We start from the raw sequence: 21,759 nt of genomic DNA, 5'->3' as shown, positions 1-21,759 counted from the left end.
TTACGTAGTGTTACTCAGTAAAGTTAAGCTCTACTGCAGTGTTGCTGGCGGGGATCTCAACATTTTGCGTTTGCAAAAATTCAATAGCATCAGCCGCTTCAGGGTCGTCGCTAATATCACAGCTTAACGCTGCGGTATAACTGTCAGCATCTATATAGCCAATGCTGTAGTTGTACTCACTAACACCGTCAAAATACACATTGGTGCTGGCATAAGGCTGGTAGGTATTATCACCGCCGTTATCTGATAGCTCGTCAATTGGCCGGTCTGCACCTTGGTATAAATACACGGTTGCAACCGGCACTGTAGCATCGGCTGGCGCTACAGTGCAGTTGTTGTTAATCAGTAAGCCTTCATCAACCTGGCCGTTTAAATGACCAATTTCACTGTTATTGACCAGACGCAAGCCAGTTGGTTTTAGCAGATAACCGTCTTGCCCAACAGGATCGACCATGGCTTTACGCAGGTCAAACTCCAGGGTGTAGTTAAACGTGCCACCGGCAGATAAAGTTACTCCGCCCAGTTTCAGCTCATTAGACGGCACCCGCAGCGGCTCGCGCATGCCATCTTCCAGCTCAACATAGCTGCCTTCAGCAATTTCCAGCCGCAGCTGGCCATAATTACCGGCTTCAAATTCGGCGCCGGTCACCAGGGCTTCCGATTTAGCACCATCCAGCAGCAGTAAATCGATACCGCGGGTATTGGGGATCACATTGCCCTGGCCATCACGGCAATTATCATTCGCCTCGGCGGCAACATCGTCATCGCCGATGGTAAAGCTCTGACTACCGACACCATTGCCGCTAAGCTCAATTTCATTAAAGCAAACCATCACCACTTTAGCGCCATTTACCGGCGCATCGCTTACGCCCAGGCTAAACTTGGCAAACATAGGTTCACTGTCAGACGAACCGCCACAAGCGGTTAAAACCGATACCGACGCAACCACTGCGCTGGCTAAGAGTGCTTTTTTCATTATGTTACCCTCCGTAAACTCCCCTTAAGTTATAACAAGCCAGCCTGAACCGCGACTTAATTCATTAGCCGCCGGCTAAGGTTGGCGAAAATTGCAACAGTCAGGTATTACAGCATTGCATTCTGGCCGGGAATCATTATGATACGCCCTACGTCGGTACGTAGCGCAGCTTGGTAGCGCACTGTCATGGGGTGTCAGGGGTCGGAGGTTCAAATCCTCTCGTACCGACCATTAAATTCCCTAAAATAAAGCCTCGCAAACGCGAGGCTTTGTTATTTCAGCGCTTGCTAAGCAGAACGATAGTTTTGCTAGGGGCATGACACCATTAAAAGCTATTTAACTGCTCGGTTAGCCGGTCTATCTCTACGTCTATTGATCTGATATCAGTATCATATTGGGAGGCCACAGCGGCCATCTCTTCTGACAGGCTTTCTTGCCGTACCGCACCAGCCAGATTGTTGGCCGAAAGCTGCTTCGAGTTTTTCAGCTCGGCTAGCTTTTCATCACGCTCCGCCTGTTTATTGGTTTTATCCGATTTCAGCCGGTTGATGGCTATTTGCATATCACGCTTTTTAATTGACTCGCTCAGCCTGTCGATAGTGGCGCTAGCACTGTTGGCTTGTTTAGCCTCTGCTGCCGGCAATGACGACTGAGGCGGCTCTGTTGCATAAGCGGTCACTTCCGCATCTTCGCTGCACGGTAGCTGACTGTAGGTAACAACGCCGTCAACTTCACATTTATACACCTTTGCTGATACGAAAAACGGCAGCAACAAAACAATTAACACCGGCTTCATCTTAATTTCCTTAACATTAACGTAAAGCCATAATAGATAATTAGGTACAAAATTGCATCCTAAAACATGGAATCCATCGTTTTTCAATGTCTGGTTATTTTTACGGCTTACAACTTAAAGCCACTAAGTGATGTTTTCATTTCGCTGGCCATCTGCCGCAGTTGCTGGCTGGCGGTAGATAACTCTGCGGATTTTACCGTAGTGCTTTCTACGGCATTGGCAATATTCTCCATATTCTCGTTGATAGTGCCGGATACCACAGCCAGCTCTTCGGTGGCACTGGCCAATTGATCATTAACATCGGTGATGCTGGATACGGCAGCGTTAATCCGGCTTAGCGCTGCATTGGCCTGCTGTGAGCATTGAATGGTTTGCTCGGTTTCCGTTTTACTTTGCGCCATCGACTCAACAGCATTGGCCGAGTCTTGCTGTATCCCCTGAATACGCTGATTAATATCCTGCGTAGAGGCCTGAGAGCGGCTGGCCAGAGTACGGACTTCGTCAGCGACCACCGCAAAACCACGGCCCATTTCGCCGGCGCGGGCCGCTTCTATTGCCGCATTAAGCGCAAGCAGGTTGGTTTGCTCGGCGATAGCACCAATCACATCAGTTACCGCACCGACCTCCTCTCCACGCTTCGATAACTGGGCAATGACCTCGGACACTTGCTCCAACTTCAGTTTCAGCGCATCTATTGCACTGATCGTTTGCTGCACTGAGGTCACCCCGCTTTGGGTTTCCTGATCAGCCTCCCGGGCGGCTTTGGCTGCGGTGGTGGCGCTGCGCGCCATATCCTCACAGGTCGCTGTCATTTCATTTACTGCCGTTGCGACCTGCGCAGTCTGATCGGTAACGTTTTGCAAAATATGCTGCGTATGCTGGCTGGTGTCGTCTAATGCTTCAGATTGCAGCGCTAACTGCTCTGCCATCGCAGATTGCTGGCGAATAATGGTCCTTAACTGGCTGACTAAACCACTGAGGGCAGCCAATAAGCTGTCATTGTCATTTGCTGCCAGTTCAAAGCGCACAGAAAAGTCACCGGCAGCCACTTGTTGCACCAAGGCTTTGGTTGAGGCCACTTCGCCGCCAAGGGCTCGCAATAACCAGCGGCGGATATACAACGACATGCCCACGGTAAGCAAAATGACAAGTAACACAACCACACTAATTTGGGTTGCGACCGCCCAAAACGCGGCTTTGACATCGTCAATATAAATACCTGAACCGAGCACCCAGCCCCAGTTATCATCTTTGGCCACATAAGACAGCTTGGTGAAGCGCTGCTCGGTAACACCGCCGCCTTTTAGCGGTTTCGGCCATTGATACTCAACAAAACCGCTGCCGTAGCGCGTGATAACATCGACAAAGCTAACAAACAGGTTGGCGTTTTCAAGCTGTTGCTGCGCGCTGCCATCGCGGTTACGCATCAGGGTAGCGTGATTAAAGTTGGGCCTGTCCAGCACAGTGCCATCCAATGCCGGCACTGTCGGGTGCATGATCATGGTCGGAATAGGCCGGCCGGTATCGTTGATCCAAATGTACTCAGTGCCATCATAACGAATGGCCTTAATGGCTGCCATCGCCTGCTGTTGTGCCTGCTGTTGGCTTAACTGGCCACTTTGCTGCAATTGTTGATAGTGCTTCACTACACTGAGCGCACTATCGATTACCGCCACCACGCGGTTCTCCCGCCCTTCAATCAGACTGTGCTGTAACGCATTTAACGCCACTACCGCCAATATAATAAAGCCGGTTAATGCCAGCAAAGGGATACTGAGCAAACGTCCGCCTACCGTTTTCCATAATGCCATGATGTCACCTATTTTAGTTATTGTTTTTACGACCACCTGATAAAACCTAAGCTCAAGCAAAGTGTTATCAGTAACATCAACAGCATAGTTGGCCGTGACAGTGTTGTCACATCTTGTAATTGCGCTTCGGTCGCGGTAGAACAGGTATCTGGTTTAAATGGAGAGCCTTATGTCTTGTCAGAAAGTCACCGCATTATTTGTCTTACTGTTGTCGCTAAGTTGCCTGGCCAGTGCCGCGCCCGAAGGCACTGGCGCTGTCGCCTCACCCGATCAGTACGGGGCGGCAACGGCAGAGCTGATACTGCGCAAAGGCGGTAATGCCGTTGATGCCGCTGTAGCCACAGCGTTTACGCTGGCCGTCACCTACCCTGAGGCCGGCAATATAGGTGGTGGTGGCTTTATGACACTCTGGTTTGCTGGTAAACCGTACTTTCTGGATTACCGTGAAACCGCGCCGGGCAAAGCGCACCGCGATATGTATCTGGATGAAGATCAGCAGCTTATTGAGAATTTAAGCCTGATTGGCCACAAAGCCAGCGGCGTGCCAGGCACAGTGATGGGCCTGTGGCAGGCGCATCAGCGTTTTGGCACCCTGCCCTGGGCTGAGCTGTTAAAGCCTGCCATTCTCTATGCCAAAACCGGTTTTACCGTAGCCGAAAATCAGTACCAATATCGCGCCGACTTATTGCAGCAGCTTGAAGGCAAAACCAATTTTGCCCGCTATTTTGCGCCGATGCAGCCAGGTAAAAACTTTGTACAGGCTGAACTGGCCGCCACGCTTGAACGCATTGCCGCGCAAGGGCCAAGCGATTTTTATCAGGGCGAGACGGCAAAATTACTGGTCGCGCAAATGCAGCGTGGCGGTGGCCTGATCACCCTGGACGATTTAGCCGGTTATAAAGCCGGCTGGCGTGAACCGGTTATTACCCCCTGGCGGGATAAACAGCTGCTAACAACAGCCCCACCCAGCTCTGGTGGTATCGCATTGAGCCAACTGTTAGGGTTAAAACAGCGTCGCGCGGCAGACTTTGACGCAGTTGCACTGAACAGTGCGCAATATGTGCATTTAATGGCCGAAATTGAAAAGCGGGTTTATGCCGACCGCGCTGATTATTTAGGCGATCCCGACTTTACCACTGTGCCCCAGCAGCAATTGCTGGACAGCGGCTATCTGGATAAAAGGGCCAAAGAAATTAACCCCAGCGCCATTTCGGATACAGCGGCGGTTAAACCGGGGCTGGAAGGTTATCACACCACCCATTTTTCTATTTTAGATAAACACGGCAATGCGGTATCAAATACCTACACCTTGAACCTGGATTTTGGCAGTGGTGTGGTGGTAGAAGGCGCAGGTTTTTTACTGAATAACGAAATGGATGATTTCTCTGCCAAAGCGGGTGTGCCAAATGCCTTTGGCGTAGTAGGCAGTGCTGCCAATGCGATAGCGCCAGGCAAACGGATGCTGTCATCGATGACCCCCAGTATTTTGCTCAAGGACAACAAAGTAGAACTGATCATTGGCACACCGGGCGGTTCAACCATTTTTACGTCTATTTTTCAGGTAATTTCCAACCTGTATGATTATCAACTGTCGTTAGCAGATGCGGTCGCCGCACCGCGCTTTCATCATCAGTTATTGCCCAAAGATCAGATCACCATGGAGCCTTATGCGCCCTTGCCAGTGACCGTACAACAGCAACTGCAGCAAAAAGGCTATACGCTTTACACGCAAAGCTGGAACTTAGGGGATATACAGGCGATCCGGATTATCGGCGACAACGTCGAAGCCGTAGCCGACCCGCGCTCCCGGGGTGTTGCCCGTGTTTTTCGTTATTAAAGAGTGAACATCATGCCGGTTTTACCCGCTCTGCTTAGCTTAAGCCTGTTAAGTACGGTTGCAATTGCCGATGTTCTTCAGACCAAAGCGGGTTTAGCTGGCCCTACGCCAGTAAGTCTCAGGTTTTGCTACGAGGACAAACAACTTCTGCCCTACTATGTTGGTAACAGTGCGACAGTGCCTGAACAACCGGGAGCGACAATTGAGCACTTAACCCGCGCTACCACCGCAGTGGGTATTGAGCTTGAACTAATCAGACTGCCCTGGCTGCGCTGTTTGCAGCAGCTGCAGGACAACAGCGTTGATGCTCTGGTAGCCGCTTATGACGAAAGCCGTGCCCATTACACCCGCTTTCCGGCAACAGCCGATGGTACGCCAGACCCGGCTCGGGCCATCAACCAGCTGGGCCTGTGTCTGGCCTACCGCTACGACAATGCTTTGCCACAAAAGCTACAGGACAACCGGCCTATCACGGTATCCAGGCCTTTGGGTTACCGACCTATCCCGTTTCCGCCGCATACCGCATTGGTGCCGGCACACTCCCCTGACCAAGCCTTAGAGCTGGTGGTTTCCGGCCGTGTCGATGCCACTACCGTGTTGTGTCAATTGAATGGTGTCGATGCCAAAGAGCAACACCTGAACCGTATCCCGGTGTTGCTGCTTTACCCACCACTGTATCAAAGCGATGGCTATCTGATGCTAAGTAAGCAATTTTATCAGCAGTATCCACAACTCTCAGCGCGTTTATGGCAAGCTCTACCGGCAACGCTGGATAAATCCCGTTACTTGTATTATTTAACGCCGCCTTTTGAATAACGCCGATACCCCCTGCGGATACAGCCATTGTTAGCGGTTACTGAGTTTTTTTTGCTCTTTGTGTAACAGCCAGTAGGTCACACCAAGCGCCAGCACTGTTGCCGCAATGGCCAAAATATAATCCGGCGTCATTTTTTCCACATCCAGCACTATAACTTTTCGTGCAATTGCCATTAAGGCGGTAGCCACCACCAGTTTTACCGGAAAATCATTAGACTCCAGATACAAACGAATATTGATAAAGATTTCAATGGCAATCAACACCGCCATAAAAGCGCCAAAGGTATAAAAAATATCATTGATATTGAGCAAAAACACTGGCGGTGTAATGAGCCGCTGATACAACACATAGAGAACATCGCCAATCCCCCAGATAATGACCGCTACCATTAATACGGCTAAAACGCGCACGCATTGGCGTATTACACTGTGCAAATGCTTAATGAGCGGATCTATGTGCTCTTCAGGCAATTCTTTGTGTTGCCCGTTATTACGCTCAGTCATTAAACTCTCCTTTTTTGGCACTGTTATCAGCTGTACTAAAGCCTTATTGTCGCAACACTATTATTTTGTCATGGTATAGCAGACTATCATTTTTGCCGGGAGTTGCCATGCGCCTATCTAGATTAGCTTATCTGACAACCGCAGTGCTTAGCCTGCCACTTCAGGCCGCTGAAGCCTTACCTTCACTTAAACTGGACGACGCTATCACCCTGTCGGGCTTATCCAGCGGCGGCTATATGGCAGGCCAGTATCATCTGGCGTTTGCCGAGCAGGTAAATGGCGTAGCAATGCTGGCTGCCGGGCCGGTTTATTGCGCGCAAAATAGCCTGGGGCTGGCATTAGAACATTGCTTTAATAAAGCGACCAGTGCACCGGATATGGCCAGCATTAATGCTTACATTAAGCAGCAGCAAAGCCTTGGCACCCTGGCACCGGCGGAAGCCCTGGCCGGTGATAAAGTGTGGATATTTCATGGCACAAAAGACGCCACCGTCTATCCGGCGTTGTCGGCGACCCTGCATCAGCAATACCAGCAATGGCTTAACGCTGACAATATAGTGCTGGTTAACGACCACGCTTTTGGTCATACCTTTCCTACCGATCGCACCGATTTAGGCCGTTGCGACGTATCTGAAGCGCCCTATCTGGCCAGCTGCGGCTATGATGCGGCCGGTGCATTGCTACAGCATTTGTTAGGTGAGGTTAAACCGAAAACGGGCCATACCACCGGGCAATTACTGGCCATAAATCAGCACCAGTTAGCACCAGCGGCAGCAGATACCCTGGCGCAAACCGGCTATTTATATGTGCCACAAAGCTGTACGAACGGCCAAAGCTGTCGCCTGCACGTTAGTTTTCATGGCTGCAAGCAAAATGCCGACAGCGTTGGCGAAGCCTTTGTTAGCGGTACCGGATTGAATAATTATGCCGACACTAATCAGCTGGTGGTGTTTTACCCGCAAACCAGCGCCAGCAGTATCAACCCGTTTAACCCCAATGCCTGCTGGGATTGGTGGGGCTATACCGGACCGGACTATGCAACCCGAAACGGCCGCCAGCTGCAGGCCGTGCAACAACTGGTTAATGCCCTGCGCCAGCGCTAAACCAGCATAATACTGATAATGCCGGCGGCAAGGATCGCCGCCGTGCCCAGCAATACTTTATTTGCCAGCGCACGCGCACCCAGCGTATACACCAGCGCACATTTGACTAGCGTATTACTCAGCGCCGCGATACTGATCGCCACTGCCGCCGTTGTTAAGGCGTCTTTTGACTGCTGCGCATACTCGGCCATCGACAACGTAATTGCATCGACATCGGTTAACCCGGCCACTGCGGCCAGCAAATACAAGCCCTCCTCGGCAGCATAATGCCCGGTCAGTTTTACCAGCAATAAAATCGCCGCGAACAAAGCGCCAAACTTGATCGCTGCCAGCAAACTAAAAGGGTTAGTCACTTTTACACTGCTTTGCTGCGGTGCCTGATAACGCCGGCTGCCGCGCCAGTAAAATATTGCCGCCACAACGGCAGTGGTTAGCGCCATCACAGTAAAGGGCAACAAAAGTGATGCGATTAACGGCTTAAATACAATAGCCACCGTTACCAGCACCCGGATAAACATCACCAGCCAGGCAAGCAGCACACCACAGGCCTGGGTGTCGGCCGCCAACGGGTCGCTTTCTACTTTACTGCTACGGGCAAAACTTAAGGTAACTGCCGTTGACGACGCCAGCCCACCTGCGATCCCGGTGATCACCGCACCATGTGCCGCCCCCAGCCAACGCACCGCCACATAGCCAAGCAACGACATAGACGAGATCAGGATCACCAGCAGCCAGAGTTTATAAGGGTTAAGCGCCTGCCAGGGGTCAATAGGTGCATCGGGCAGCAGCGGCAGTACGATAAAGCTTGCTATCAGCAATTTTAAGCCGGCATACAAATCATCCATACCCATTTTACTGACCAGGCCATGCAACGGCTGTTTAAACGTCAGCACAGCCGAGGTCAGAATACCCAGCATCACGGCAAGCTCAGCGTGGCCAAACATTACCGCGCCACCAAGCAGACATACTGTAATGGCACTAACTTCGCTGGTTAACCCCAATGAGCTTGGGCTGTTACGGTTTTCCAGCACATAGGCAGTTAATACCGCCAGGGCTATCACCAGCACCGTCACGACAAATAACCACGGCGCTTGCAGATGCAACGACAGCCAGGCTGATACCGCACCGGCCTGCGCAAACAGAATATAGGTGCGCAGCCCGCCAAAGCTGTTGGGGTGTTCGTCACGGCGGTGCTTTTCCCGCTCAATGCCAACTAAAGCCCCCAGCAACAGCGCAATTAAAAAGTTTTGCACCATGGCAAAATCAAACTCAGACATATTATGTAAACTCAATTACTTAAGCCGACTTTCCTCAGCATAGCGCAGTTTATTAGCAGATGGCAGCGACAACAGCTGTAAACAGTAAAATTGAGCCTGACCCCGCTTCGCGCTACACTTCGCGCTTCAAATTTTCCAGCAGGTATTGTTATGGCATTAAAAGCCACCGTGTTTAAAGTACAGTTACACATTGCCGACATGGACCGGCATTATTACCACAACCATAGCCTTACCCTGGCGCAGCACCCATCAGAGAATGATCAACGTATGATGGTACGTTTACTGGCATTTGCACTGAACGCCAGCGACACCTTAGCCTTTACCAAAGGTTTAAGTGCCGACGATGATGAGCCTGAACTGTGGGACAAAAGCCTGGGCGGCGAGATCAACCTTTGGGTAGAGTTTGGCCAAAGCGATGAAAAGTGGTTACGCAAAGCCGCAGGCCGCGCTAAGCAGGTGCAGCTGTTTTGCTACGGCGGGCGCAGTGTACCTGTATGGTGGAAGCAAAATGAACAAGCGCTGCAGCGCTATCAAAACCTGAGTGTTGTGGAAATAAACGACAGCGCCGTGGCAGAGATGGCGAAACTGGTTGACCGCACTATGAACCTGCAATGCAATATCAGCGAAGGCCAGGTGTGGCTGTCTGATGCGCAGCACAGCGTATTAATTGAACCTGTGCTGCTAAAAACGGCGCAGTAATTCAGCCGCTTATGCCAGACGCGGATCGCTTAATGCTACCGCGCCCTGGCTGGCATTAGCCGTAACACATGCCAGCAGCGCCGGATAGTCATCCAGTTCAATCAACTGGCGAAACAAGGTCCAGTCAATCAGGCTGTAAAGCGCCATCGTAATGTAATTCCACTGCTTAAATTCACCATTGGCCGCTTGTTGCTCCAGCACATACAAACAGGTGGCTATGCGCTCTTTTTGCAGGTTAAAAAACAGCTTATCGTCATTGGTGTCAAAACCACTACGACTGCACTGCAATAGCATCACCAGCGAGTCGTTCACGGCATTGATCACCGTCAGCTGATTTTCCTGATACCAACTCAGCGCCGGCAAGCCCTGTTTCACCGCCAGATAGCGGTAGATCACACCAGAGTCGAAAATGACCTCGCCGTTATCATCCAGCATTGGAATGCGTAAGGTGGGGTTTAGCGCCGCCAGCGTATCGCGGCCCGCGGCAGAGAAAATATCCAGGTTAATAAAGTCATGTGCCGTATTAGCCAGCAATAAACGAATGCGACGGACATAGGGTGAGGTTTGTGATCCATAAAGTTTCATACTTGCTCCTTAACCGGCGCACGCAGCGCACTAACACTAAAACCGGTAACCAGCATGGTACCGGCGATAACGATGGCAGCACCAAACAACGTATGCCAGCCGACAGTTTCCTGCAAAAACAAATGGCCCCACAGCACCCCAAACACCGGGATCAAAAAGGTGACCGTTAGGGTTGGCGTTGCGCCCAGGTCCTGCACCAAACGAAAATACAACAGATAGGCGACGCCGGTACAAATTATCCCCAGCGTCAGTACGGCAAGCAAGCTGGCTGTCGAGGGTGCTGACACAGGTAACGGTATAATCCACAGTAACGGCATTAGCCATAAACTGGCCGCCCACATACTGCCATGCGCATTAATAAACGCCGGTACCGGCTTAGCCAGCCGGGTATACCAGGTAGCAATACCATAACAACATGCGGCAGCGGCAGCCGCTGCAATGGCTACCAGTGCGGCGCTATCGGCCAGCATCGCATCAAAACCCACTAATATCGCCACACCGCTAACACCGAGCAGTAAACCCAGCGCCAGCTTCCCTGACATCGGCTGGCGAAAAAACACCCAGCCAATCAATGCACCCCATAGCGGTGCCGTAGCATTAAGGACGGCCAACAAGGATGCGGTAAGAGTTTGGGCGGCATAAGCAAACAGTAAAAACGGCAACGCAGTATTAAAAAAGCTTAGCAGCATAAAATGACCGGCATACTGGCGCAGCGGTAGCTGACGTTTAAACGCCAGCGCCGCCAGCGCTAAAAACAGCGCAGCAGTAAACACCCGGCCAAACATTAACCAGGCTGGCCCCAGCTCTGGCACCCCAAGGCGCATAAATAAAAACGACGCGCCCCAGATGGCGGCCAAACTTAACAAACGGACAATACTGCCAGCTGACACGCCGAGCTCCTGTGGTTGGCGCGAATAAGGTTAACGCGCTGCAAAAAATGAGCAAAAATGTAACAGTTTGATATTGCCAAGCTATGCAGCTTTATTGCATAATCATCCCGCTTCATTTTTGCTTTATAGCTTTTGGCCCACGCTCTGCGTGGGCTTTTTAATTTTTATCAGCTGCAAAGCCCTTAGCTTTTATCATCATGGCCAATACGGCTAGCAACGGCACCGGTTTGCTGCTGATACTTCGCATCAGTTCTTTTGTTATAAGGCCGCGCGGCCGGGCCCGTCATTAACTCAAAGTTCAGCGCACCAATTTTCATCTTTGGCCGCAGCGCCAACGGCAATTTACCGCTGTTATAAAATTCCAGCACGATATTACCCGACCAGCCCGGGTCGATACGATGAGCCGTGACATGCACCATCAACCCTAAACGCGCCAGTGACGAGCGCCCATCTAACCAGCCGACAATATCGTCCGGCAAGGTTACCGACTCCAGCGTCATCGCCAGTGCCAACTCCCCCGGATGCAGAATAAACTTATCGCCATCAGCAATAAAAATTTCATCACTCATCACGCTGTTTAATGCCTTGTCCGTTTCCGCACGAGGCCCACTTAAATCAATGTAAGCCGCGGCATGCGCCTGAAACACGCGGAATTTATTGCCCAGCCGAATATCGACACTGACACCGCTAATCATGTCGGTGTCAGGCTGCGGTGTAATGTTTATTTTGCCTTCGGCTAAGTAGCGCTCTATATCGCGGTCACACAATCTCATCTCAATCGTCCGTTATGATAATTTCAGGTTGGCTTGCCTGCTGCGCACTGGCTTGCCAGTGCAGCGCCAGCATCATTTGCCGGCTGATTGTACGGTAAATTTGTGCCACTGGCTGCTGTTTTAATACCACAGGAACACCGGCATCGGCTTGCTCGCGGATTTGTTTTTGCAGCGGCAGCTGCCCCAGCACCGGCACCTGATAGCGCGCGGCCAGCTCAACGCCTCCGTCGCTGCCAAAAATATCATCTTCTGCACCGCAGTGGCTGCACTGATAAAAGCTCATATTCTCCACCAGCCCCAGTAAGGGAATATTCACCTGGCGAAACATACTTATCGCCTTTTGCGCATCGGCCAGTGCCACATCCTGCGGCGTGGTAACGACAACGGCACCGGTTACCGGCAGTTTTTGCGCCATCGTCAGCTGAATATCGCCGGTACCGGGTGGCATATCAACAATCAGATAGTCCAGCTCTGGCCACAGGGTTTCTTTCAACAGCTGTAGCAGTGCCTGGCTGGCCATCGGACCACGCCACACCGACGCCTGCTGCGGATCCACTAAAAAGCCAATTGATTGCAAATACACGCCGTGGGCGACTTTCGGCTGCATCAGTTTATTATCCGGCGAACTGATTTTCTCGCCATTTAGCCCCAGCATGGTCGGAATAGACGGGCCGTAAATATCGGCATCTAGCAGACCGACTTTAGCGCCTTCCAGCGCCAGCGCAGCAGCAATATTAACCGCCGTTGTCGACTTACCCACGCCCCCTTTGCCTGAGGCGATCAAAATAATCTGCTTAATATTGTTAAACACCGGCGCTGCGGTTAACTGATAATCCAGCAGCAAGCTGTAATCAAAACCGGCATCGGTCAGTGCCTGCTGCAATGCTGGTTTTATGGATAACAACGGCAGCTGCAGGCTCACCTGCAGGGTGTCTTTCTGCAGGCTGGCGCTGTGTAACAGCAAGGACAACGGCGCACCGCTGTCCGGTAATTGCCACTGCTGTAAAAACTGCTGTAGCGTCTCTGGCAGCGGCTGCAATTGGTTTGATTTAAACCAGTTAAACATCAGCAAATTTCCATTTCAGTATTAAATGCGTTTTTTTGCCCAATCCGCCGCTTGGCGGGTGCGCAACGATGGCGGCTAGTGTATCATTTAGCGAAATTTTTTCAGTTATTTATGCAAAAGAGCACCGCTTAATGTCGACACGAAAAATACTGGTAACCAGCGCTTTACCCTATGCCAATGGCCCTATCCATTTAGGCCACTTACTGGAATATATTCAAACCGATATCTGGGCCCGCTTTCAAAAAGGGCGCGGCCATCAGTGTTACTACGTGTGTGCTGATGACGCCCACGGCACGCCCATTATGTTAAAGGCGCAGGAACAGGGCATTACCCCCGAGCAAATGATTGCCAAAACCAATATTGAACACCAGGCTGATTTTGCCGGTTTCGGCATTGGCTTTGACAATTACTATTCGACTCACAGCGAAGAAAACCGCCAGTTTGCCAGCCAGATTTATAACAAACTCAATGCAGGCGGCTACATTAAGCGTAAAACCATCAGCCAGCTGTTTGACCCGCAAAAACAGATGTTTTTGCCAGATCGTTTTGTTAAAGGTGACTGTCCTAAATGCGGCGCGCTGGATCAAAACGGTGACAGCTGTGATGTCTGTGGTGCCACTTACAGCCCGACCGAAGTAAAAAACGCCCGCTCTGTGGTATCAGGCGCCACGCCGGTACTTAAAGACTCAGAGCATTACTTCTTTGATTTACCCGCCTTTGGCCAGATGCTGCAAGACTGGACCCGTAGCGGTAGCTTACAGGACGAGATGGCTAACAAACTGCAGGAATGGTTTAAAGACGGCCTGCAAATGTGGGATATCAGCCGTGATGCGCCCTACTTCGGCTTTGAAATACCGGATGCACCGGGAAAATTCTTTTATGTTTGGTTAGATGCCCCTATTGGCTATCTGGCTAGCTTTAAAAACTTCTGTGATAAAACCGGTATCAACTTTGATGACTTCTGGCGTTTAGACTCCGATGCCGAGGTGTATCACTTTATCGGCAAAGATATTATTTATTTTCACAGCCTGTTTTGGCCGGCCATGCTGCACGGCGCCGGTTTTAGAAAACCTAATGCTATCTTTGCCCATGGTTTTGTCACGGTTAACGGCGCCAAGATGTCCAAGTCACGCGGTACCTTTATTAAAGCCAGCACTTATCTTGAGCATTTAAACCCGGAATACCTGCGCTATTACTTTGCCTCTAAGCTCAGCAGCAGCATTATCGATCTGGATCTTAACCTGGATGATTTCAGCCAGAAGGTAAACGCCGATTTAGTCGGTAAAGTGGTCAACATTGCCAGCCGCTGCGCCAGCTTTATAACCAAACGCTTTGACGGCAAGCTGGCGGCAACCGTCGCTGAACCTGCACTGTTAGCTGAATTTGTGGCTATGGGCGAGAGCATTGCCGACAGCTTTGAAAAACGTGAATTTGCCCGTGCTATCCGCGATATTATGGCGCTGGCCGATAAAGCTAACCAGTATATCGATGCCAAAGCGCCCTGGGTGCTGGTAAAAGATGACAACAAACAGCAAGAGGCGCACGATGTCTGCTCAATGGGCATCAACCTGTTTCGCGTATTAATGCACTACTTAAAGCCGGTGCTGCCGCTGATGGCCAGTGAGACAGAAGCCTTTTTAAACAGTGAGCTAAGCTGGAGCAACTATCAGCAGCCGCTGCTTAACCATGCGATAAACCCGTTTAAAGCGCTGATGCAGCGGGTTGACCCGCTAAAAGTTACGGCAATGCTGGCGGCGTCGAAAGAGAATTTACAACCGCAGGCCGACAGCAAACCGACAGCTGAAAAAGTTAGTAAAGCTGAGGTCAAAGCCGCTGACAACGAACGCGAGCCGATTAGTGACACCATCAGCATCGATGATTTTGCTAAAATCGATTTGCGGGTAGCGAAAATTATTAAAGCCAGTGCCGTTGAAGGTGCCGATAAACTGGTGCAGCTGCAGCTGGATATTGGCGGTGGCGAAGTGCGTCAGGTGTTTGCCGGTATTAAAGCCGCCTATGCGCCAGAGCAACTTGAAGGCCGCTTAACGGTGATGGTGGCTAATTTAGCGCCGCGTAAAATGCGCTTTGGCCTGTCTGAAGGCATGGTGCTGGCAGCTGGCCCTGGCGGCAGTGATATTTTTATCCTGTCACCGGATGACGGTGCTACACCAGGTATGCGGGTAAAATAGTACGCAGGCAGCCTTGGCTGCCTGTATTTTTTTAAAAAGGCAACGGATGTCCGGCAAACACCCCTATCGTAGTTTTAGTGCGCTGTTTTTAACCACTTTATTAATGCTGGTGGCCCAGGGGTCGTTATCGACCTATTTGGGCTTGTCGCTGGCGCAGCAAAGTGTCGACTCCACCTGGATAGGCGCACTGATGTCGTGCTATTACCTGGGGCTGGTGCTGGGGTCTAAACTCGGGCATAAAGTCATCGCCCGGGTGGGCCATATCCGCGCCTTTGTCGCCAGCGCCGCCATTGTCAGCGCTTGTGCCATGAGCCATGTGCTGATTGATGAGTTAGCAATTTGGTTAGTACTGCGGGTCATCGTCGGTATGGGCATGATGTGTCAATACATGGTGCTCGAAAGCTGGCTGAATGAGCAAACCGAAAGCACACAGCGCGGCACTGTGTTTGCTTTTTATATGATTACCTCTTACCTGGGCATGATTGGTGGCCAGGCTATGCTTAGCCAATTCCCTGAGCTTGGCACAGCGCCGTTACTGATTATCAGCATGTGCTATTCGTTATGTATCGTGCCAATAGCGCTGACCCGCCGTATTCACCCGGCGCCGCTACAACCGGCACCGTTAAAGATCCTGGCATTCTGGAAACAGGTGCCGCAGTCGCTGACTGCCATTACCGTAGCGGGTATGATGGCGGGCTCCTTCTACGGCCTGGCTCCGGCTTATGCTGCCAGTAAAGGTATGGATACCGGACAGGTTACGCTGTTTATGTCAGTCACGATACTGGCCGGTTTGCTGGCGCAGTGGCCGATGGGAAAAATCTCGGATCGCATTCCACGTAGCCGTATTTTGCGTTTTAACGCAGCTGTACTGACCGTATTAACCTTACTCATTGCCTTGTTGCCGTTAAACGGGTTGTTACTCCTGCTGGCGACGTTTTGCTATGGCATTCTCGCCTTTACGCTTTACCCTATTGCGTCTGCCTTTGCCAACCAAAATGTCGAACAAAACGACCGGGTAGCACTGTCAGCGACTGTGCTGCTGACTTTTGGTTTGGGCGCCTGCTTCGGCCCGCTCATCGCCTCGGCGTTAATGCAGCTTGTCGGCCCGGCCATGTTATATGCCTTTATCAGTTGCTGTGCTCTGGCGCTGTTTTTACGCTTATTACGGGTGAATTACACGCAAAAACACGTCAAACGCATGATGGACGAACAGCAAAATGCCCAGTTTAAAATGGGCTCTGGCGATTTGGTATCATCGCCGCTAGGTGCCGCACTTGATCCTCGGGTCGATGAAGAAACCGTGTTGTCCCAGATGCGCGATGAGGAATTTCAGACCGCCCGGCAACAGGTGCCCCCAGGCTATGACGAAGATGTAGAGTGGGACAAAGCGGATGACGGCTTCGATGTAGCACCAGTAGCAGAGCCTGAAAACGCCCCTGCCACCGATGTGAAACAGCAGACCTAGGGCGTTGTAATGACGCCAGCGCCCTGCCAGCTGAGCAGCTAGTTGCTGTGCATCACCACTTTATTCCACAGGTTTTGGTTTTTCACATAAGAGAAATATTCATCCGGGTGCCAGCACCTGGGCAACAGCGGCATATTTTTGCGCTCTTCAAAGTTTGATACCAACTTACTGAGAATTTCCAGCAAACGCTCTTCGCTGATTTTTTCCAGTTTTTTCCGGGCCGGCGCATAATACAGATTATTTTCCACACTAATAACACAGCCCTGAGCCGATACGTTATAGGTTAAGTTGCGTGTGACCATACGACAGATAGGCTGACGAATATCGGCAGGATACAAGCCGGTGACAATGGCATATTCATAGCGGTCAAGATCTTGCCGATCTGAGTCTTTTGGAATGTAAGTGACACCAAAGCCCTGCGGAAAGACACCGGTAATGCAGAGCAACGCATCAACGGCCACTTTACTGTATACGCCCTTTTCTACGCCCTTCTCTAACACCAGCGCCACCTTGGGCAAGGTATCATAGGCAAAGCTGCTTTTGGTTGATAACACTACAGAGGTGTAAATTTGAGGAATTTTCAGTAAGTTACCTATACCATGCTCTGGCTTTACCGCATTTTTAAGTAGCATAACGACAAAATTTTGCCGCTCGGTTTCCTGCTGCTTAAAGTTATCTCGTTCTTGTTTAGAGTTACCGCTATATTTTTCCAGCCCTAATCCCTGAACGACGTATTTCAGGCTTTCCCGATAGCTAATTTGCAGTAATGCCATCCGCTCATCGTTGTCCAGCACCCTAAACTCATCCGCGTCGCCATCTGCGCCTTTTAAAATTAACTGCGCATCGGGATGGCAACTACCAATGTCTTGCAATATGGCCGCCATTAACAGCGGGATCTGCACATCATCACGAAAGGGATCGTACTCATCTTTTGCTGCCTTTTTCCCCTTACTGGCAGCAAAGCGCTGCTGTACATAGGCATTATTCAGCTCGCCATCCGCCAGCAGTTTGTCCAGCAAACGCAGCGATAACACCGCTTTGTACAAGTGTTTACTTTTTTGATTGCTGGCAGCAACATTTTTGCCTTCGGTCGGCGACAATAGCTGAATGGTGCCAAGCAATTTGGCACTGAGCAGATTGGTTTCGTCGACAGTGTCGCCCTGACATAAATCTAAAATATCCCGGCATAGCCGTTTTAATGCGCTAATTCGGATATTGGCTTCATCATCTCGCGCTTGCTGAAAACTCTGTTGCTCGCCCTGCGCCTGCTTTAAATTACGCTCTACCAGCGCCATATCCCGCTGGCTTACTTGTTGCTGGCGGTTTTCAAACAGCATCACCTGCTGCGCCAGCTCTATTTTTTCGTCTTGCTGCGCTATCGCTTGCTGAAAATACGCCGTCGCCTGCTCGTAAACCGAGTCGGCCACCGCAGTCGAATCATAAATACGGTTAACCAAAGCGCTAACCGCTTTGCTGTATGTGGATTTACCAATACTACCTAATGTCATTCGGGCCTGTTGTCCTGCATAAAATGATACCGCGCTGGCGGGATTCTGCCATAAGGTCAGAATGTTAACACAAGCTTGCCAACTGTCGCATTAGAGGCCATCAACTGATGTGCCTGCTCTGCCTGCTGCCAGTAAAATTGTTGCTGCAGTACCGGTTGCAGTTGCCGCTGCGCCAACGCTTTGCCAAAAGCATGGCTAAATGCCTGTGTCAGATTAGTTTTATACCGATTGCTACGATTACGCAAGGTAGAACAAATTAGCTGGCCACGCCGTTTAAACAGCGCCGCTAAATCCAGGCTGGGTATGTCGCGCCCGCCCATCATGGCATAAATGACCACTTTAGCGTCCATCGCCAGCAGCGGTATTTCCCGGCTAATATAATCACCTGCTACCGGATCGAGTATCAGATTAATGCCCTCCGGCCACTGCTGCGCCAGAACTTGCGCAAAGTCAGTCGTGGTGTAATTAATAGTAAGCCCGGCACCAAGCTTACGACAGGCGCTAAGCTTTTCTTCGCTACTGGCCGTGACGGCTACCTCTGCACCTAAAGCGCACGCCAGTTGAATAGCGGCAGTACCGACACCACTGGCGCCGGCATGGATCAGCACTCGCTGGCCGGTCTGTAAATTTCCGATACTACACAGTAACTGGTAGGCGGTTAAAAACACTTCGGCCACCGCCGCTGCCTCTGCCATCGCATAACCATTTGGCACCGCCATAGCGTGACCAGCCTGCATCAGCGCGTATTCGGCATAACCTCCGCCGTTTACCAGACCAAACACCGCTTTACCCAGCCAGTGTTTGTGCTGTGGCCCGGCCGCTACCACCATGCCCGCCACTTCCAGGCCGAGAATATCGCTATCGCCCGGCGGCGGCGGGTACAAACCGCGGCGCTGCATTAAGTCAGCACGGTTGATGCCCGCTGCGGCCACTTTAACTAACAACTGATCTGGCCCTGGCTGTGGCATCTGGCACTGTGTCAGCTGTAACTTACTGTCTTTGCCGGCATTTACAACGGTTATCGCCTGCATCATATCGGGAATGGTCGCCAAAGGTTGCTCCTTTATCAAGCACACTAAACAGCAGAAGCTGAGCGTTGGCTGAAATTCTGCTTTAGCTTTAGGCACTGCTTCACTACAATGCGGCCTTTAGTCTAGCACAGTGTAAAAATGACCATGAACCAACCTGACATCAATCACGCTTTACCCATTATCACGCTGCAGGACAGCCGCGAAAAATCGTTGAAACGGCACCATCCGTGGGTGTTTTCCAAAGCGGTGAAACATGTCAGCGGTAAGCCTGAAAACGGTCAGACCGTTTCGATCGTCAGCAGCAAAGGCGAATGGTTGTGCTATGCCGCCTACTCTGGCCAGTCACAAATTCGGGCCCGCGCCTGGAGTTTTCAGCAGAGCGAAAATATTGATCAGGCGTTTTTTCAGCGCCGCATTGCCCGTGCCTGGCAACTACGTACTGAGTTATACGATTTAAACCTAACGACCGGCCTGCGCGTGGTCGCGGCAGAATCTGACGGCTTACCCGGCGTCACTATCGACAAATACGACGACATTCTGGTATGCCAGCTGTTATCGGCCGGTGCCGAGCTCTGGCGCGATGCAATAGTGCAGGCGTTGAAGGCAGTTTTCCCCGGCCACAGTATTTATGAGCGCTCCGATGTTGATGTGCGTAAAAAAGAAGGCTTACAGCCCACCACCGGCTGGCTGCATTTACCGCGTGATAATGGTGAAGTGGTTATCAAAGAGCACGGTATGTCACTGTTGGTAGACGTAATACAGGGGCACAAAACCGGTTTTTATCTCGACCAGCGCGCCAGCCGCGCTGCGGCCAAACGTTATGCTAAAGATAAAACCGTGCTGAACTGCTTTAGTTATACCGGTACCTTTGGCGTGGCGGCACTGCAAGGTGGAGCCTTGTCGGTCACGAATGCCGATTTATCTGAACTGGCACTGGCCACAGCGCTGAAAAATGCTGAACTCAATCAGTTAGATTTAACCAAGATCGATAACGTAAAATTTGACGTATTCAAATTGCTACGCCAGTACCGCGAGCAAGGTAAGCAATTTGATATGGTGATTTTAGACCCGCCAAAGTTTGCTGAAAGCAAAGCACAGCTGATGGGTGCCTGCCGTGGCTACAAAGATATTAATATGGTGGCAATGCAGATTGTTAAACCCGGTGGTTTGCTGCTAACGTTCTCCTGCTCCGGCTTGATGGAAGACAGCCTGTTTCAGAAAATCGTTGCCGATGCGGCGCTGGATGCCAAACGGGATTGTTTATTTGTTGAAAAGCTCAGTCAGGACAGTGACCACCCAGTGGCCAGCTTTTATCCGGAAGGTAGCTATCTGAAAGGCCTGGTGTGTAAAATTTATTAACAACGTAAATTTGGTGCTGACAGCGCATTGCGCTATGCTGGCACTACTTTGTAACTAACGGAGAAATCACGTGAAAGTATTTGCTCTGGCTTTGGCCTTAACCAGCACCATGGCGTCTGCCTCCCAGTGGCAACTGGATAGCAACCAGTCAAGCTTGCATTTTGTCTCAGTAAAAAATGATGTCGTGGCAGAAACCCACCAGTTTAAGCAGTTATCCGGTAGCTGGGATGGTAACAGCGCCGTTATCAGCATTGCCGTTAACAGCCTGGAAACCAACATTCCTATTCGCAACGAGCGTATTTGGCAATACGTGTTACAGGCAGATAAATTCGCCGCAATTAGCGTAACAGCAGCGCTTGCCGAAGCAGAAACCGCAACACTGTCAATAGGTCAGTCCAAAGTCATCACACTGCCGCTTAACGTGACTATCGGCGCCGAAACCTCCGAGCTAAATGCTAAGGTACGTCTGACAAAACTAAGCGACAGCATTATTGCAGCCAGCAGTGAGACGCCGTTAATGTTAAATACAAATAGCTATAAGCTCAGCGCTGGCGTAGCTAAGTTGCAGGAATTAGCCGGTTTAAAACGTATCGACCCTTTGCTGCCGGTTAGCTTTAGCGTGCAATTTACGCAGCAGTAAACGCCGTTTTGCTCTACTCGAAATAAAAAAGCAGCCTAAGCTGCTTTTTTATTTGTTTAACTAGTTTAGCTCCATAAAAGCTAACCCTAACTGATAAATCTCTTCGCTTTCCTGTGCACAGCGCATGACTTTAGCGCTGGCGTCCAGCGGTGGAATGCTGGCGTTAGCGGAATCCAGTCTTACCCGGATCAGTGTGCCCATTTCCAGTGGTTCATCTATTTCAACCGCCATGCCAGTGGCACTTAAGTCACGGCAAATGCCGTCAATAGTGCGCCCTGCTTCAGGATCGTTAATCATCAGCTTAACATCTGCATTAACCATCATCCTGAAATAATGCCGGTTATCTCCTTTAGTTAACATAACGCCTCCCCTAGCTACATCAGGCTTAAGTTATAGAACTTTCCGCTGTTGCTGTAAAGCCCGGTAACCTTTAC

General features: G+C 50.8%; 20 protein-coding genes and 1 tRNA gene. 9 read left to right on the top strand and 12 right to left on the bottom strand.

From position 1 onward, the window contains the following. Positions 1-10 precede the first annotated feature (10 nt). The gene (locus EYB30_RS13350; RefSeq protein ID WP_166839410.1) at positions 11-976 is read right to left on the bottom strand and encodes a DUF4382 domain-containing protein; all 966 of its coding nucleotides are present in this window, start codon (positions 974-976) and stop codon (positions 11-13) included. Between the two features lie 154 nt (positions 977-1,130). Between EYB30_RS13350 and EYB30_RS13345 the strand changes: the two genes are divergently transcribed. Further along, positions 1,131-1,207: transfer RNA gene (locus EYB30_RS13345), tRNA-Pro, on the top strand. 94 nt (positions 1,208-1,301) lie between these two features. Here EYB30_RS13345 and EYB30_RS13340 read toward each other — a convergent pair. After that, entirely contained in the window at positions 1,302-1,772 is a 471-nt protein-coding gene (locus EYB30_RS13340) for a DUF4124 domain-containing protein (RefSeq protein ID WP_166839409.1), read from the bottom strand. A gap of 107 nt (positions 1,773-1,879) precedes the next feature. Then, positions 1,880-3,583 (bottom strand): methyl-accepting chemotaxis protein, encoded by a 1,704-nt coding sequence (locus tag EYB30_RS13335; RefSeq protein ID WP_241698042.1) that lies wholly within the window; start codon positions 3,581-3,583, stop codon positions 1,880-1,882. A gap of 169 nt (positions 3,584-3,752) precedes the next feature. Between EYB30_RS13335 and ggt the strand changes: the two genes are divergently transcribed. Beyond that, the gene (ggt, locus tag EYB30_RS13330) at positions 3,753-5,420 is read left to right on the top strand and encodes a gamma-glutamyltransferase (RefSeq protein WP_166839408.1); all 1,668 of its coding nucleotides are present in this window, start codon (positions 3,753-3,755) and stop codon (positions 5,418-5,420) included. Between the two features lie 12 nt (positions 5,421-5,432). Further along, on the top strand, positions 5,433-6,236 hold the full coding sequence (locus EYB30_RS13325; protein WP_166839407.1) for a type 2 periplasmic-binding domain-containing protein: 804 nt from the start codon (positions 5,433-5,435) through the stop codon (positions 6,234-6,236). A gap of 30 nt (positions 6,237-6,266) precedes the next feature. On the opposite strand, the gene EYB30_RS13320 is transcribed toward EYB30_RS13325, so the two are convergent. Continuing rightward, positions 6,267-6,740: a phosphate-starvation-inducible PsiE family protein gene (locus EYB30_RS13320; protein WP_166839406.1), complete on the bottom strand. Its 474-nt coding sequence runs from the start codon at positions 6,738-6,740 to the stop codon at positions 6,267-6,269. A gap of 107 nt (positions 6,741-6,847) precedes the next feature. Between EYB30_RS13320 and EYB30_RS13315 the strand changes: the two genes are divergently transcribed. Then, positions 6,848-7,843, top strand: a complete 996-nt coding sequence (locus tag EYB30_RS13315; protein ID WP_166839405.1) for an extracellular catalytic domain type 2 short-chain-length polyhydroxyalkanoate depolymerase — start codon at positions 6,848-6,850, stop codon at positions 7,841-7,843. On the opposite strand, the gene EYB30_RS13310 is transcribed toward EYB30_RS13315, so the two are convergent. Continuing rightward, positions 7,840-9,120 carry an MgtC/SapB family protein gene (locus tag EYB30_RS13310; RefSeq protein ID WP_166839404.1) on the bottom strand — a complete coding sequence of 427 codons (1,281 nt, stop codon included), beginning with the start codon at positions 9,118-9,120 and terminating at the stop codon, positions 7,840-7,842. The two genes, EYB30_RS13315 and EYB30_RS13310, sit on opposite strands and share 4 nt — an antisense overlap. A gap of 150 nt (positions 9,121-9,270) precedes the next feature. Between EYB30_RS13310 and EYB30_RS13305 the strand changes: the two genes are divergently transcribed. Next, on the top strand, positions 9,271-9,819 hold the full coding sequence (locus EYB30_RS13305) for a YaeQ family protein (RefSeq protein WP_166839403.1): 549 nt from the start codon (positions 9,271-9,273) through the stop codon (positions 9,817-9,819). 9 nt (positions 9,820-9,828) lie between these two features. Here the strand turns inward: EYB30_RS13305 and EYB30_RS13300 are convergent, their stop codons facing one another. The 4 genes from EYB30_RS13300 to apbC all read right to left on the bottom strand — a co-directional run bounded on the left by EYB30_RS13300 (position 9,829) and on the right by apbC (position 13,133). Beyond that, the gene (locus EYB30_RS13300) at positions 9,829-10,404 is read right to left on the bottom strand and encodes a glutathione S-transferase family protein (protein ID WP_166839402.1); all 576 of its coding nucleotides are present in this window, start codon (positions 10,402-10,404) and stop codon (positions 9,829-9,831) included. Further along, entirely contained in the window at positions 10,401-11,294 is an 894-nt protein-coding gene (locus tag EYB30_RS13295; RefSeq protein ID WP_166839401.1) for a DMT family transporter, read from the bottom strand. The genes EYB30_RS13300 and EYB30_RS13295 overlap by 4 nt, the downstream gene beginning before the upstream one ends. 182 nt (positions 11,295-11,476) lie before the next feature. Beyond that, positions 11,477-12,067: a dCTP deaminase gene (gene dcd, locus EYB30_RS13290; RefSeq protein ID WP_166839400.1), complete on the bottom strand. Its 591-nt coding sequence runs from the start codon at positions 12,065-12,067 to the stop codon at positions 11,477-11,479. A gap of 1 nt (position 12,068) precedes the next feature. Then, positions 12,069-13,133, bottom strand: coding sequence for an iron-sulfur cluster carrier protein ApbC (gene apbC / locus EYB30_RS13285; protein WP_206674646.1), 1,065 nt, complete (start codon positions 13,131-13,133; stop codon positions 12,069-12,071). A 131-nt stretch (positions 13,134-13,264) separates the two neighbouring features. Here apbC and metG point away from each other — a divergent pair, with 131 nt between their 5' ends. Together metG and EYB30_RS13275 are read left to right on the top strand one after the other, a co-directional pair. Then, the gene (gene metG, locus EYB30_RS13280) at positions 13,265-15,322 is read left to right on the top strand and encodes a methionine--tRNA ligase (RefSeq protein ID WP_166839399.1); all 2,058 of its coding nucleotides are present in this window, start codon (positions 13,265-13,267) and stop codon (positions 15,320-15,322) included. Positions 15,323-15,368: 46 nt separating this feature from the next. Then, a complete protein-coding gene (locus EYB30_RS13275) occupies positions 15,369-16,787 on the top strand; it encodes an MFS transporter (RefSeq protein WP_166839398.1) in 1,419 nt (472 codons plus the stop codon). 38 nt (positions 16,788-16,825) lie between these two features. Here EYB30_RS13275 and EYB30_RS13270 read toward each other — a convergent pair whose 3' ends face one another. Both EYB30_RS13270 and EYB30_RS13265 read right to left on the bottom strand, forming a co-directional pair. Beyond that, complete coding sequence (locus EYB30_RS13270) at positions 16,826-18,295, bottom strand: efflux RND transporter periplasmic adaptor subunit (protein WP_166839397.1); 1,470 nt, start codon at positions 18,293-18,295, stop codon at positions 16,826-16,828. Between the two features lie 56 nt (positions 18,296-18,351). Then, on the bottom strand, positions 18,352-19,347 hold the full coding sequence (locus tag EYB30_RS13265; protein WP_206674645.1) for an NAD(P)H-quinone oxidoreductase: 996 nt from the start codon (positions 19,345-19,347) through the stop codon (positions 18,352-18,354). A gap of 117 nt (positions 19,348-19,464) precedes the next feature. Between EYB30_RS13265 and EYB30_RS13260 the strand changes: the two genes are divergently transcribed. Both EYB30_RS13260 and EYB30_RS13255 read left to right on the top strand, forming a co-directional pair. Further along, complete coding sequence (locus EYB30_RS13260) at positions 19,465-20,685, top strand: class I SAM-dependent rRNA methyltransferase (protein ID WP_410200354.1); 1,221 nt, start codon at positions 19,465-19,467, stop codon at positions 20,683-20,685. 70 nt (positions 20,686-20,755) lie between these two features. Continuing rightward, positions 20,756-21,325, top strand: coding sequence for a YceI family protein (locus tag EYB30_RS13255; protein WP_166839396.1), 570 nt, complete (start codon positions 20,756-20,758; stop codon positions 21,323-21,325). A 60-nt stretch (positions 21,326-21,385) separates the two neighbouring features. On the opposite strand, the gene EYB30_RS13250 is transcribed toward EYB30_RS13255, so the two are convergent. Further along, positions 21,386-21,685 carry a PilZ domain-containing protein gene (locus tag EYB30_RS13250; RefSeq protein WP_166839395.1) on the bottom strand — a complete coding sequence of 100 codons (300 nt, stop codon included), beginning with the start codon at positions 21,683-21,685 and terminating at the stop codon, positions 21,386-21,388. Positions 21,686-21,759: the final 74 nt, after the last annotated feature.

Origin of the sequence: Rheinheimera pleomorphica, assembly GCF_011634895.1 — a bacterium.
GTDB lineage: Bacteria > Pseudomonadota > Gammaproteobacteria > Enterobacterales > Alteromonadaceae > Alishewanella > Alishewanella pleomorphica.
Note: the sequence above shows the minus strand (reverse complement) of the source record. Positions and strands in the feature narration are given on the sequence as shown.